We start from the raw sequence: 12271 nt of genomic DNA on the forward strand, positions 1-12271 counted from the left end.
CGAAAATCTACAGGCCGGCCGCGTCGATATCGATTAACAGCAAGCGCTGACCGTTATCGAAGAATTGTCCGGCGGTGAGGCAGTACTGGTTGGTGGTGGCGTCGCGGTAAGTCGAGGACAGCGTCAGGCGACGCTCTTCCCAACCTTCGGCCAGCAGGTGATAGAAGTACGGGCGCCATGACCAGTTGTGGCCCAGGTAGCGGCTGTCGGCCTGCCAGGCGTCCTGGCGCCATTCGAAGTTGGGGGTCAACTGGGTGCCATGCCGGTCGCATTGGTAAAAGCGCAGCAGCCAGGGGAAGGCCGGCAGTTGGGGCAAGTGATCCAGCGGGGCTTGGGCCTGTGCCCAGGATTGCAGGATCTTCATCAGTTCGGTCAATTGCTGGCGCAGTTGCATGATGCGCCCGCGTTCGGCCAGCTTCTGCTGGACATACGCTGCGCGCAGTTGGTCAAAGCGCGGCACGAAGGCGTCGGTGGCGAACCAGTCCAATTGCGCCTGGGCAAACAGATAGCCCTGCACGTAGCGCGAACCGCATTCCAGGGCGAAGCTCAGCTGCGCCTCGGTTTCCACGCCTTCGGCAATGATCCAGCAGCCGGTCTTTTCCGCCATCTGCGCCAGCGCCCGCACGACGTCACTGCTCGGTCCGCCCCTGGCGGCTTGCTGGAACAGGCGCATGTCCAGCTTGAGGATGTCCGGCTGCAGCGCCAATACCCGGTCAAGCTGGGAATAGCCGGCGCCGAAATCATCGATGGCGATGCGCGCACCGGCCTCGCGATAACGTGCCACCACCTCGGCCAGGCGCTGGATGTCGCCGCCCAGTTCGGTGATCTCGAACACGATGCGCTGCGGGTCGACGCCATGGCTGTGGATCTGTTTGAGGCTCGGCAGCGCCTGGCCCGGGCGCAGTTGGTTGATCCAGCGCGGCGAGATATTCAGGCTGAGGAACCAGTCTTCGGGGGCTTCATGCAGGCGGCTTAACGCGTTGTCGCGAATCTGCCGGTCGAGACGGCGCAAGCTCGCGCCTGGCGTGCGTGGGTCGGCGAACAGCGGGCCAACGGACTGCAGGCGGCCATCAGCCTGGCGTAGACGCCCCAAGGCCTCGACGCCGGCAATGCGCCCGGTGGCGGTATCGATAAACGGTTGGAAGCAGGCGAGCGGTTGCCCGTCGATCACGGGGCCTCCTTAAAAACACTGGCGAAAAAAGACCCGGCCCTCGAAAACGAGGACCGGGCCATTCTGTTAGCAAGAATGCAGCCAGCAGGCTCAACCTTTGCGTGAATTGCCCTGCATGGCCAGTTTGATCAGCGGGATCAGGCCGGCACCGAGGCGCACCAGGCGCGTCACACTGCTGATACCGCCGCCCTTGGCGCCCTTGCCGGTGAAGAAACCGATCAGGGTTACAGCGGCCACGCCCCACAGCGGCGCGTGCTTGATGCCCAGGCCGCCCTGAAAGTTTTGGCCCAGGTTGCGCACCTTGTTCAGCGGCGCCATCAATTGCTGGGATTCGTGGCGTATCTCCTGGCGGTGCATCTCCATGCGCAAGCGGATCAAAGCCTTGCGCATTTCCCGGCGGGAGGTTTGCTGGATTTCATTCGAGCTCATGGCAGCAGGCGCTCCCGATCATTGGCCAGCTCTTCGAGGGTGGCGTGGAACGGCGTGGACTCATCGAACACCGCCGCTTTCAAGCGCACCCCGCAGAAGGCAGCGGCCAGGCTGTAGAACACGCAGAGGCAGATGATCCCGGTCAGGCGGTAGCCGGTGTCCCATACCAGGATCATCACCAGAGTCGATAACCCCACCAGCAACAACAGGGCAAACACCAGCGCCAGGCCGGCAAACAGCAGCAGGCTGACGGTACGGGCCTTCTGCTCCTGCAATTCGATGCCAAACAGTTCGACGTGGCTGTGCAGCAAGCCAAGAACGGCCGCGCCCAGGCGTCGTGAGGTGGTACCCGTGGACGAGCCAGTTTCGCCGATAGACATGATTAGCGCCTTGTGGCCAGCAGGCCGATCAGAAAGCCCACGCCGGCGGCAATGCCTACCGACTGCCAAGGGTTGGCCTGCACGTAATCTTCGGTCGCAGTGACCGCCGCCTGGCCGCGTTCGCGCAGGGAGTCTTCGGTTTGCTTGAGGGTTTCGCGGGCCTGCAACAGCGTGTCATGAATCTTGGCGCGCAGCTCATCGGCCTGGTCGCCCGCAAGCACCTTGGTGTCGTCCAGCAACCTTTCGGTGTCAGTCACCAGGGTTTGAAAATCCGCCATCAGTATTTCTTGAGCAGTCTTTGCAGTTCTTCTGGCCATGGTTATCTCCGTGATTGGCTGATCGGTACGTGTGGTTTCGAGTCACCGGTATCGGTGAAGGTTCAGTGCAATTGTCTGGTACAGCTTTTGCTTTGCCTTGGTGCGCACGCCCCGTGGCTTGCGCTGAATCCGGGCGGTCGGGGCGCAGGTCTCGAAAAACCTTACCCTAAATAACTCAAACTCGCGGAAAAACCCTGTCGGCAACGGCCGGTTGTGTTGAACGCTGCGCTAAAGCGGTTCACGCCCTCTGAAGAGGGGCGGTGCCGGTGGTGCCAATTTAGTGCGCGCAACCCCTGGCTTGAACCGCTTTGGTGCTTTTTGCCTTTACACAGGCCTGCCAACCTCCATGGAAAATCTGCAAAGTGCGGTGGACACTCTGGTCCACAGCTCCAATACCCTGTTTATCCTGATCGGTGCGGTCATGGTCCTGGCCATGCACGCCGGCTTCGCGTTTCTGGAAGTCGGGACGGTGCGCCAGAAAAACCAGGTCAACGCCCTGTCGAAGATCCTCAGCGACTTCGCCATCTCCACCCTGGCCTATTTCTTTATAGGCTATTGGATCTCCTACGGGGTGAGCTTCATGCAACCGGCGGCCGTGATCAGCGCCGACCATGGTTATGGCCTGGTGAAGTTCTTCTTCCTGCTGACGTTTGCGGCAGCGATCCCGGCGATCATCTCCGGCGGTATTGCGGAGCGCGCAAAGTTCGCTCCGCAGTTGTGCGCCACCGCGTTGATCGTGGCGTTTATCTACCCGTTTTTCGAAGGCATGGTATGGAACGGCAATTTCGGTTTGCAGGCCTGGTTGCTCAAGGCGTTCGGCGCCAGCTTCCATGACTTTGCCGGCTCTGTGGTGGTGCATGCCATGGGCGGCTGGCTGGCGCTGGCGGCGGTGCTGCTGCTGGGCCCGCGCAATGGGCGCTACCGCGAAGGGCGCCTGGTGGCATTCGCGCCGTCGAGCATTCCGTTCCTGGCCCTGGGGTCGTGGATTTTGATCGTCGGCTGGTTCGGCTTTAACGTGATGAGCGCGCAGACCCTGGACGGCGTCAGCGGCCTGGTGGCGGTGAACTCGCTGATGGCCATGGTCGGCGGCACCGTCGCCGCCCTGGTGATCGGCCGCAACGACCCCGGCTTCCTGCATAACGGTCCGTTGGCCGGGCTGGTAGCGATCTGCGCGGGTTCCGACCTGATGCATCCGGTGGGCGCGCTGGTCACCGGCGTGGTCGCGGGCGGGTTGTTTGTGTGGTGCTTTATCGCCGCCCAGGACCGCTGGAAGATCGACGATGTGCTGGGGGTGTGGCCACTGCATGGCCTGTGCGGTGTATGGGGCGGGATTGCCTGCGGCATCTTTGGTCAGACCGCGCTGGGTGGACTGGGCGGTGTGAGCCTGATCAGCCAATTGATCGGTACGGGGCTCGGTGTGGTCGTCGCGTTTGGCGGCGGCCTGCTGGTGTACGGCGTGATCAAGCGCGTGCACGGGCTGCGCCTGAGCCAGGAAGAGGAGTATTACGGCGCAGATCTGTCGATCCACAAGATCGGTGCGGTCAGTCAGGATTGATCGGCGCCTCTTCGTCGGTGCTCGGGTGCGTGTAGAAACCGTGCAGCAGGCGATAGCGGTTATGCCGGACTTCATCGACCCGCGCCTGCACCTGTTGGTCTGGCAGGCCCAGCAGGATCAAGGCGTGGGAGGCGAGCATCAGGCTTGACTCCAGCAGCTCGGGCACCACTTCGCTGGCGCCCGCTGCTTTCAATTCAGCCCACTGGCTGTCATCGCGGGTGCGCACCAGGATCGGCACGTCGGGGTTGATATGGCGGGCTTCCTTGAGCACCGCCAGGGCCACATCACTGTTGTCCACGGCAATCACCACCAGGCGCGCGCGTTCCAGGCCCACGGCACTGAGCAAGGCGCCACGGCGACAGTCACCGTAATGCACGCTGCTGTCTTCGGTGGCGGCTTCCTGGACCCGTTCCGGGTCGTCATCCAGGGCGATGAACGCCTGTTGCTCATTGCGCAGAAAGCGCCCGATGGATTGCCCGACCCGGCCATAGCCGCAGATGACCGCATGCCCGTGTAATTGCGCATTGAGGGCGGTAATTTCTTCAAGTTGTACCTGTTGGTTGGGCTTGCGGTGCAGGCGCAGGGCCATCGCCGGTGCGGCGCGCAGCAGCAGTGGGGTCAACAGCATTGAACAGAACGTCGCGGCGAGCAGCAAACCGTTGAACTCATCGGGTATCAGCCGGCTCTGTTGCATCTGCGCCATCAGGGCGAAACAGAACTCACCGCCCTGGGCCAGGGCCAGGCCGCTGCGCCAGGCGGTTTCACTGTCGCTGCCGCGCAGCTTGACCAGCGCGGCCACCACACCGCCCTTGATCAGCATCAGCGCGAGGGTCATGCCGAGGATCAACAGGCTGTGGCTGACGAACAACTGCAGGTCGATGAGCATGCCGATGCTGACGAAAAACAGCCCCAGCAGGATGTCGCGAAAGGGCCGGATATCCGCTTCGATCTGATGGCGGTAATGGCTTTCGCCCAGCAGCATGCCGGCCAGGAAGGCACCGAGGGCAGGGGAGAGGCCCAGCAAGTGGGTGAGCCAGGCGGTCAGCAAGACGATCACCAGCGCCAGCAGCACAAACAGCTCTGCCGAATGGGAAGCGGCGACCTCATGAAACAAGCGCGGCAGTAACCAGCGGCTGGCGAGCAACAGGCCCACGAACAACACCACGGTTTTGCCCAGCGTCAGCGGCAACGCCCAGTACCAGGCCTGCTCGCTGCTGCCGGCGAACACCGGCACCAGCGTCAGCAGCAACACCGCCACCACATCCTGGAACAGCAACACGCCGATCGCATTCTGGCCATGGCTGCTGAAGATTTCGCCGAGGCTGGTCAGTTCCTTGCTGACGATCGCCGTGGACGAGAGCGCCAAGCCCGCACCCAGCAACAAGGCGATGCCCGGCGCCACGCCAAAGGCCATCAACAGGCCCCCCAGCAGCACGCTGCACCCCAGCACCTGCAAGCTGCCGAGGCCAAACACCACGCGGCGCAGGGCGAGCATCCTGGTCAGGGAAAACTCCAGGCCCAGGGAAAACAGCAGGAACACCACGCCCAGTTCGGCGAGGTCGGGCAGTTCTTCGCTGTCATTCACCCAGTCCAGCGCAGTCGGCCCCACGGCCAGGCCCACGCACAGGTAGCCCAGCACGGGTGGCAGTTGCAGCCGGCGAAACAGCGCAATCACCACCAGGGATGAGGCCAGAATGATCAGCAGATTGGCGAACACAAGCATCTCCGTTGCAGGGTGAGCGGGCAAAAAGCCGCGAGAATCGCTGAATCAGTTATAGGCCATGGTGATCTGGGTCAGGGTTTATTGTGGCCGGCGGATTTCCGGAGAGCGAACGCTGTACCTGTGGCAAGCCCGCTCGCCACAGGTTTTTGTCAGGCTTAGAATGCTCGTCTACTTACTGATCAGGGCCATTCGCCATGCTTCCTGAATGCCAGTTGTTCGGCACCCTGGGTTGCCATCTTTGTGAAATTGCCGAAGCCGAAATCATGCCGCTCGTCGAACGCGGGTTGCTGGTCGAGTTGGTTGATATCACCGACCCCGACGACCTGACCGACGCCTACGGCCTAAGGATTCCGGTGCTTCGGCGGGTGGACACGGGGGCTGAACTGGATTGGCCCTTCGATGCGGATCAGGTTGTCGCCTTCCTGCGCTGACGTTTATGCGATGGCGGGTTTCCGAATATTACGTTACTGTATTTTTGTACAGTGATTGAATAGAGGGAACGCCCGTGGTGAATGTTGAACAACTGAAAAGCAGCGTCAATCGCATGTCTGCCGATGTCGTGCGCGACGCGGTGAACGAGCTGCGCCTCGACGGCCTGGTCACGGAAGGCAAGACGCCGTTTAACAAAGTGCATTTCAATACCTGCTTTGCCGAGATCGAGGCGTTGTTCCAGCGCGCCGGTTATCACAAGCAGCTCGATGTGGTGGGTTACCAGGGCCTGTTGTACGCGCTGTACGATCCCGGCCGCTGGGAAGCGGTGGACGTGCTGCGCTGGCTCAAGGAGTTCACCGAGGCGGCGAGTGCTTCGCCGATCCTGCGCGCGGAATTGGCCAAGGCCTGAGATCCGCCCTAGGTTTCATCCCGCTTGATGCGGGATAATGCCCGCCTGTTTTTTCAAGGCTTCGAGCATGTCCACATCCGCTTTTTCCGCGTCCCAGCACCAGGCCAGCACCCTGTACCTGCCACCTGGCCCCTGGGCGACGGTGCTGGAGTGCCTGTGCGAGCACTTTGCGGCGATCAGTCGCGAACATTGGCTGGACCGCATCGCCCGTGGGCGGGTGCTGGATGTCACTGGCAGCCCGATCCCCCTGGACCTGGCCTACAGGGAAGGCCTGTGCATCTATTACTTTCGTGAAGTCCCCAACGAAAAAGTCATCCCGGTGCAGGAAACCATCCTCTACGCCGACGAGCACCTGGTGGTGGCGGACAAACCGCACTTCCTGCCCGTGACCCCGGCCGGCGAGTACGTCGAGCAAACCCTGCTGCGCCGCCTGATTCGCCGCCTGGACAACCCGGCGCTGGTACCCCTGCACCGCATCGACCGACACACCGCCGGGCTGGTGCTGTTCTCGGCCAACCCGGCCAGCCGCTCGGCCTATCAGCAGCTGTTTCCCACGCGCCGGATCGATAAATTCTACGAAGCCATTGCCCCGGCCTTACCGGGACTGACATTCCCGTTGCTACACAAAAGCCGCCTGGTGGATGGCGAACCGTTCTTCCGCATGCAGGAAGGCCCTGGCGCCAGCAACACCGAAACAGCCGTGGAGGTGCGGGAAAAGAACGGCGACTTATGGCGCTACGGCCTGTTTCCCGTGACCGGCAAGAAGCACCAGCTGCGCGTGCACATGACCGCGCTGGGGGCGAGCATCTGCAACGATCCGTTCTACCCGGACGTGATCAAGGATGCCGTGGACGATTACGCCAATCCCCTCAAGCTGCTGGCCCAGGGCGTGCGGTTTATCGACCCCGTCACCGGTGAGGAACGCCATTTCTGCAGCCAGATCACCCTCGACTGGTAACCCCCGGAAACGACAAGGCCCGCGCGAGGCGGGCCTTGTGTGCAAGCGCTGAGGCTTACAGGTCTTTAACGGTGCGAACCTGATCTTTGTTGATGCGGGTACGCTTGCCATCAAGCTGTTCGAATTCGTAGAAACCCGAATCTTCGTTGTATTTCGGGGTGTCGACGGCCTGGATTTCGCGACCGTCATTCAGGGTGATCACTGTCGGCGAGGCGCAACCGGCGAGGGTAGCCAGGCCCAGTGCAAGCATGAGAGCGGCGATGGTCCGTTGAGTCATGGGTGTTGTCTCCAAGAGAATACTTTTTGATTGCTGACCTTGTGACGTGTGAGACGTCGCCAAAGTTCCTTGTGCGAAGGTTCATTCTGACACGTCAGACCTTGGGCGCAACAGCTCTGGTGTATTCAGGTTGGCCAGGCGCGGGTCATCGGTTGGGCATTCCACGCCGACGCCGCCCAATTGCAGGAGGATCTTTCGCGGGCTGCGTTCACCGGCATGCCAGGCCTGTTCTACCTCGGTTCGCAGGTCGATGGGGATGATGCAGATCAAGGGTTCCCAGAATTCACCGTGGCGCACCATCACCGGCAACAAGGGATGGCGTTGTGCGGTTTCACGCAGGTCGGCGAGGAGTCGAGCGTCGATATGGGGCACATCGCACGGCAGGATCAGCAGGTGCCCATGGCGCGCGGCGGCCAGTCCTGCGCGGATACCGGCCAATGGCCCGGGAAAATCCGGGCTGTCGTCGCTTACCAGCTGGTCGGCATAGGCGGCGTACTGCGCCTGGTTGCGGTTGCACGAGATGATCAGGTCATCGGTCAGTGGCCGTACCAGGCGCTGCACGTGCGCGATCAAGGGCAGGCCGTGCCAGTCCAGGAGGCCTTTGTCCTGGCCGCCCATGCGCTGGCCGCGGCCACCGGCCAACAGCAGGATCGAACAGGGCAGGGGGATTGAATCGAGTGGCATGTGGGTTCCGCGCAGGCAGCTGAACAGGGGCCTGTGATATAACATCGGGCCGTTCCTTCGACAACCGGACCGTGCCATGAAAGCCAAGGCCGATGCACCCTTCGTACCCCTGAATATCGCGGTATTGACCGTCAGCGACACCCGCACCCTGGACACCGACACCTCGGGCCAGGTCTTCGTCGACCGCCTCACCGCCGCCGGCCACCACCTGGCCGAGCGCGTGCTGCTCAAGGACGACCTCTACAAGATCCGCGCCCAGGTCGCCCACTGGATCGCTGAAGACGTGGTGCAAGTGGTGTTGATCACCGGCGGCACCGGCTTCACCGGCCGCGACAGCACCCCCGAAGCGGTCGGCTGCCTGCTCGACAAACAAGTCGACGGCTTTGGCGAACTGTTCCGCCAGATTTCCGTGGCCGACATCGGCACCTCCACCGTGCAATCCCGTGCACTGGCCGGCCTGGCCAATGGCACCCTGGTGTGCTGCCTGCCGGGCTCCACCAATGCGGTGCGCACCGGTTGGGATGGCATCCTCGCCGAACAACTGGATAACCGTCATCGGCCGTGCAACTTCGTGCCGCACCTGAAGTTGGCCGAACCCTGTGAATCCCGTGGGTAAGCCCGGCAAGACCGGCGCCCTGATGCCGGTAGAACAAGCCTTGCAACAGCTGCTGGCGATGGCCGAAGCCGCGCCGATCCGCGATCAGCACGTGCTGCCCCTGGCCGAGTGCGACGGCCGTGTATTGGCCCAGGACCTGGTCTCCACCCTCGACCTGCCGCCCTGGCCCAACAGCGCCATGGACGGTTACGCCGTGCGCCTGGCGGATTGGACCGGTGAACCCTTGCCCGTCAGCCAGCGCATCTTTGCCGGCCAGGCGCCGCAGCAGCTGGCGGCCGGCACCTGTGCACGCATCTTCACCGGTGCGCCGATACCGGAAGGCGCGGACTGCGTGGAAATGCAGGAAAACGCCGTGGTCCACGCCGATGAGCGCGTGAGCTTCAGCGAACCGTTGCAGCCCAACCAGAACATCCGCCCCCAAGGCCAGGAAACCACCGTCGGTGAGTTGGTGCTCGCGGCCGGTACGCGCCTGGGCCCGATCGAGCTGGGCCTGGCGGCGTCCCTTGGCCGTGATCGGCTGGACGTGATCCGCCGCCCGCGTGTCGCCGTGTTGTCCACCGGCGATGAACTGATCGAGCCCGGTTTGCCCCTCGGTCCGGGCCAGATCTACAACAGCAATCGCCGCGTGTTGTGTTCCTGGCTTGAGCGCATGGGGTGCGAAGTCATCGACGCAGGCATCCTGCCGGACGACCTGGAGCAGACCCGTTCGCGCCTGGCAGGCTTGAGCGCGGTTGATCTGATTTTGTCCACGGGCGGTGTGTCGGTGGGCGAGGCGGATTTCCTCGGTATCGCCCTGCGCGAGGAGGGTGAGCTGGCGTTATGGAAGCTGGCGATCAAGCCGGGCAAACCCCTGACCTTTGGTCATTTCCGTGGCGTGCCGGTGATCGGCCTGCCGGGCAACCCGGCCTCGACCCTGGTGACCTTTGCGCTGTTGGCGCGCCCCTACTTGCTGCGCCGCCAGGGTGTGGCAGACGTGGAGCCGCTGCGTTTCGACGTGCCGGTGGGGTTCACCTGGCCCAAGCCGGGCAACCGCCGCGAGTATCTGCGCGGGCGCATCGAACAGGGCAAGGCGATCATCTACCGCAACCAGAGCTCCGGCGTGCTGCGCAGCGCGGCGTGGGCGGAGGGGTTTGTGGAGGTGTTGGAAGGGACGACGCTGGAGGTGGGTGATCGGGTCAGTTTCATTCCGCTAAGCGAATTGCTCAACTGACCGCGGATCCAAATGTGGGAGGGGCGGTGCGACGATTCAGTAATCGTCGCCACGCTCGGTCACATCCCGCTCCACCGGCCGCGCATCCGGGTCATAGCCCACCGGGAACTTGCCCTTCAACGTCCAGGCAAATGCAATGATCTCGGCGATGGTGCGGTACAACTCCTCCGGAATACTGTCGCCCAGTTCCATGCGTGCCAGCAGTTTCACCAGCTCGGCATTTTCATAGATCGGCACTTCATTTTCCCGCGCCAACTTGAGGATGGCTTCGGCCAGGGCATCGTCGCCCTTGGCGGTCAGGGTCGGCGCCTGCTGGCCGTCGTACTTGAGGGCAATCGCCTGGCGTGGCGGGTTGGCGTTGTTCATGCGGTTTCATCCACCCAGCGTTGTTCCAGTCCGGTTTTCGGCCCGCGTGGCGGGGTGCCCAGGTGGCAGTCCAGGTCGCCGACATTCAGCCCCGACGACACCAGGCGCTCGCGCAGGCTGCCCAAATGGCTTTCGATCAGGCTGGCGGTGAAAGCGCGGGTTGCCCACAGTTGGCTGGACAGCTTGCCCTGGGTCAGTTGCGCCTGGACCTGCAACGGCCCCAGGGGCTCCATGTCGAAGGCCAGTTCGACGCGCCAGAGCATCTGTTTGGGCTCCTTGGAATCCTTGCGTTCGGGCTGGTCCTTGTCCGGCGCCGGCTCTTCGCGCTGGAACTTGACCTGCAACGGCACGATGTCCTGCAGGGTGCGCATGGGGATCTCCAACTGCCAGGTGGTTTGCAGGCGGCCATCGGCGGTGGTGCCGGTTTGCTCCAGGCTCGACAGCTGGTGGCTCTGCAGGCGGGAAATGGCCCCGGCGGCCAGGCGCAGCAGGTTTTCCAGGTCGCCTTCGCCCTCCAGTTTCGCCATCAGCCGCTCCGGCAGTGGGAAGCTGACCGGCGCCTGCCGCGCGCCGACCTGGCCGAGGGTGCCCAATGGGCTGCGCACAAAGTTGGGCAGCACCTGGGCCAGGGTGTTGGCGGCAAGAATGGCATTCAGGTTGGTGCTCGCGGGCAGGGCGGGCAGCAGGTCGGCGACCAGGCGCAGCAGCGCGCCCTTCATATCCAGCGGTGGCACCTGCGGGTTTTGCCCGGCGAGTAACTTGGCTTCAAGAAAGGCGCCGCTGTTCTGGATCACCTGGGCCAGCACCTTGGGGTTGCTCACCTGTGCCAGGTCGGGCAAGGCCGCCAGCAAACGGTCGGCGGCAGCGCGAAGGTCGGCGGAGGTGCTGTCGCCGCGGGGCAGATTTTGCAACGCCGTGAACACCGCATCCAGGGAGCCCTGGCGACTTTGCTGGGTCGCCAGTTGCTGGGTGACGGCCAGTTGATCCTTGAGCCCGCTCAACGGCACAAAATTCAGGGTTTGCGCGTTCTGCACCACGGCGCTGAGCAAGCTGCCCACGCGCAACGGTTGCGGGCTTTCCAGTGTCAGGGTCGCGCCGGCCAGGGCGCTATTGAGTACGGTCACCAACGAACGGTAGATCGCCGGCTGCGCGCTGCCTTGGGGCAGGGCCTGGGTGGTCAGCACCTTGGCCTGCAGCAGTGTGCCTTCCGGCATCCTGGCCGTATCGATACGGGTGAGGGCGGCAACATTGGCGCTCAGGGCTTGTTGCAGGCTGATGGCCAGGTTGCCTGCGGGCGTCTGGCTCACGGCCACATTGCTGCCCAACGGCAAGGGTTGTGGGCTGCTGGCTTGCACCAGCGTCTGGCGGCCGCCTTCAAGGGTCAGCTTGAGCAACAGCTGAAACGCCTCACCGCCTTGTTTCAGGGCGAGCACCTCGGCATTCACGGTTTTGCCCGGGTCGATCAGCCCGATCTGCGGCTCCAGCAGTTTCAGCAGCGCCCCGGGCGCAGGCGCAGGGCTTTGCCCGGTTGCCGGGGTGGGAGGAAGCGTAGGAAGGTTGATCTCGCCGGTCATCGTGCGCATCGTCTCTGGGGAAATAGCCCTCTTTAGCGTAGGGCATCGCATGTATAATGCCGCCCGTCTGCAAAGAGAGCGGTAAAAACCTCACAACTATTTGATCCAGCTCTCTAAAATCGGTCGCCAAAGCCGTTATTGTGCTTCTTTCTATAACGGCCGCTGCACCG

General features: G+C 63.1%; 15 protein-coding genes. 6 read left to right on the plus strand and 9 right to left on the minus strand.

Annotated elements, in window-relative coordinates; genetic code table 11:
• Window positions 1-7: 7 nt before the first annotated feature.
• The 4 genes from C8K58_RS24410 to C8K58_RS24425 form a co-directional block, all read right to left on the minus strand.
• Window positions 8-1171 carry an EAL domain-containing protein gene (locus C8K58_RS24410; RefSeq protein ID WP_027607012.1) on the minus strand — a complete coding sequence of 388 codons (1164 nt, stop codon included), beginning with the start codon at window positions 1169-1171 and terminating at the stop codon, window positions 8-10.
• 90 nt (window positions 1172-1261) lie between these two features.
• Window positions 1262-1600 (minus strand): hypothetical protein, encoded by a 339-nt coding sequence (locus C8K58_RS24415; protein ID WP_027607013.1) that lies wholly within the window; start codon window positions 1598-1600, stop codon window positions 1262-1264.
• The gene (locus C8K58_RS24420) at window positions 1597-1980 is read right to left on the minus strand and encodes a phage holin family protein (RefSeq protein WP_012723020.1); all 384 of its coding nucleotides are present in this window, start codon (window positions 1978-1980) and stop codon (window positions 1597-1599) included. Before C8K58_RS24420 ends, C8K58_RS24415 begins: the two co-directional genes overlap by 4 nt.
• A gap of 2 nt (window positions 1981-1982) precedes the next feature.
• Window positions 1983-2297, minus strand: coding sequence for a YqjD family protein (locus C8K58_RS24425; RefSeq protein ID WP_012723021.1), 315 nt, complete (start codon window positions 2295-2297; stop codon window positions 1983-1985).
• A gap of 346 nt (window positions 2298-2643) precedes the next feature.
• On the opposite strand from C8K58_RS24425, the gene C8K58_RS24430 reads away from it, so the two are divergent.
• Window positions 2644-3852 carry an ammonium transporter gene (locus C8K58_RS24430; RefSeq protein ID WP_027607014.1) on the plus strand — a complete coding sequence of 403 codons (1209 nt, stop codon included), beginning with the start codon at window positions 2644-2646 and terminating at the stop codon, window positions 3850-3852.
• Here the strand turns inward: C8K58_RS24430 and C8K58_RS24435 are convergent.
• Window positions 3839-5575 (minus strand): monovalent cation:proton antiporter-2 (CPA2) family protein, encoded by a 1737-nt coding sequence (locus tag C8K58_RS24435; protein WP_098480045.1) that lies wholly within the window; start codon window positions 5573-5575, stop codon window positions 3839-3841. The genes C8K58_RS24430 and C8K58_RS24435 overlap by 14 nt on opposite strands.
• A 194-nt stretch (window positions 5576-5769) precedes the next feature.
• On the opposite strand from C8K58_RS24435, the gene C8K58_RS24440 reads away from it, so the two are divergent.
• The 3 genes from C8K58_RS24440 (at window position 5770) to C8K58_RS24450 (ending at window position 7374) form a co-directional block, all read left to right on the plus strand.
• Window positions 5770-6006: a glutaredoxin family protein gene (locus C8K58_RS24440; RefSeq protein WP_027607016.1), complete on the plus strand. Its 237-nt coding sequence runs from the start codon at window positions 5770-5772 to the stop codon at window positions 6004-6006.
• Between the two features lie 74 nt (window positions 6007-6080).
• Window positions 6081-6416: a hypothetical protein gene (locus C8K58_RS24445; RefSeq protein WP_010565034.1), complete on the plus strand. Its 336-nt coding sequence runs from the start codon at window positions 6081-6083 to the stop codon at window positions 6414-6416.
• A 67-nt stretch (window positions 6417-6483) separates the two neighbouring features.
• On the plus strand, window positions 6484-7374 hold the full coding sequence (locus C8K58_RS24450; RefSeq protein WP_027607017.1) for a pseudouridine synthase: 891 nt from the start codon (window positions 6484-6486) through the stop codon (window positions 7372-7374).
• 55 nt (window positions 7375-7429) lie between these two features.
• Here the strand turns inward: C8K58_RS24450 and C8K58_RS24455 are convergent, their stop codons facing one another.
• Together C8K58_RS24455 and mobA are read right to left on the minus strand one after the other, a co-directional pair.
• Window positions 7430-7651: a YgdI/YgdR family lipoprotein gene (locus C8K58_RS24455; RefSeq protein WP_010211805.1), complete on the minus strand. Its 222-nt coding sequence runs from the start codon at window positions 7649-7651 to the stop codon at window positions 7430-7432.
• 81 nt (window positions 7652-7732) lie between these two features.
• Window positions 7733-8335, minus strand: a complete 603-nt coding sequence (gene mobA, locus C8K58_RS24460; RefSeq protein WP_098480108.1) for a molybdenum cofactor guanylyltransferase MobA — start codon at window positions 8333-8335, stop codon at window positions 7733-7735.
• 76 nt (window positions 8336-8411) lie between these two features.
• Here mobA and moaB point away from each other — a divergent pair, with 76 nt between their 5' ends.
• Both moaB and glp read left to right on the plus strand, forming a co-directional pair.
• Entirely contained in the window at window positions 8412-8951 is a 540-nt protein-coding gene (gene moaB / locus C8K58_RS24465; RefSeq protein WP_027607019.1) for a molybdenum cofactor biosynthesis protein B, read from the plus strand.
• A complete protein-coding gene (gene glp / locus C8K58_RS24470) occupies window positions 8935-10161 on the plus strand; it encodes a gephyrin-like molybdotransferase Glp (RefSeq protein WP_108574501.1) in 1227 nt (408 codons plus the stop codon). Before moaB ends, glp begins: the two co-directional genes overlap by 17 nt.
• Before the next feature lie 36 nt (window positions 10162-10197).
• Here the strand turns inward: glp and C8K58_RS24475 are convergent, their stop codons facing one another.
• A complete protein-coding gene (locus tag C8K58_RS24475; RefSeq protein WP_027607021.1) occupies window positions 10198-10527 on the minus strand; it encodes an EscU/YscU/HrcU family type III secretion system export apparatus switch protein in 330 nt (109 codons plus the stop codon).
• The gene (locus C8K58_RS24480; RefSeq protein WP_027607022.1) at window positions 10524-12101 is read right to left on the minus strand and encodes a flagellar hook-length control protein FliK; all 1578 of its coding nucleotides are present in this window, start codon (window positions 12099-12101) and stop codon (window positions 10524-10526) included. Before C8K58_RS24480 ends, C8K58_RS24475 begins: the two co-directional genes overlap by 4 nt.
• Window positions 12102-12271: the final 170 nt, after the last annotated feature.

This window comes from Pseudomonas sp. GV047, assembly GCF_003058245.1.
In the GTDB taxonomy this organism is placed as follows: domain Bacteria; phylum Pseudomonadota; class Gammaproteobacteria; order Pseudomonadales; family Pseudomonadaceae; genus Aquipseudomonas; species Aquipseudomonas marginalis.

Bases quoted from the DNA above. Each gene is read 5' to 3' on its own strand.
- C8K58_RS24415 (WP_027607013.1), bottom strand. From the start codon at position 1,600: ATGAGCTCGAATGAAATCCAGCAAACCTCCCGCCGGGAAATGCGCAAG.
- C8K58_RS24420 (WP_012723020.1), bottom strand. From the start codon at position 1,980: ATGTCTATCGGCGAAACTGGCTCGTCCACGGGTACCACCTCACGACGC.
- C8K58_RS24425 (WP_012723021.1), bottom strand. From the start codon at position 2,297: ATGGCCAGAAGAACTGCAAAGACTGCTCAAGAAATACTGATGGCGGAT.
- C8K58_RS24430 (WP_027607014.1), top strand. From the start codon at position 2,644: ATGGAAAATCTGCAAAGTGCGGTGGACACTCTGGTCCACAGCTCCAAT.
- C8K58_RS24435 (WP_098480045.1), bottom strand. From the start codon at position 5,575: ATGCTTGTGTTCGCCAATCTGCTGATCATTCTGGCCTCATCCCTGGTG.
- C8K58_RS24440 (WP_027607016.1), top strand. From the start codon at position 5,770: ATGCTTCCTGAATGCCAGTTGTTCGGCACCCTGGGTTGCCATCTTTGT.
- C8K58_RS24450 (WP_027607017.1), top strand. From the start codon at position 6,484: ATGTCCACATCCGCTTTTTCCGCGTCCCAGCACCAGGCCAGCACCCTG.
- C8K58_RS24455 (WP_010211805.1), bottom strand. From the start codon at position 7,651: ATGACTCAACGGACCATCGCCGCTCTCATGCTTGCACTGGGCCTGGCT.
- mobA (WP_098480108.1), bottom strand. From the start codon at position 8,335: ATGCCACTCGATTCAATCCCCCTGCCCTGTTCGATCCTGCTGTTGGCC.
- moaB (WP_027607019.1), top strand. From the start codon at position 8,412: ATGAAAGCCAAGGCCGATGCACCCTTCGTACCCCTGAATATCGCGGTA.
- C8K58_RS24475 (WP_027607021.1), bottom strand. From the start codon at position 10,527: ATGAACAACGCCAACCCGCCACGCCAGGCGATTGCCCTCAAGTACGAC.
- C8K58_RS24480 (WP_027607022.1), bottom strand. From the start codon at position 12,101: ATGACCGGCGAGATCAACCTTCCTACGCTTCCTCCCACCCCGGCAACC.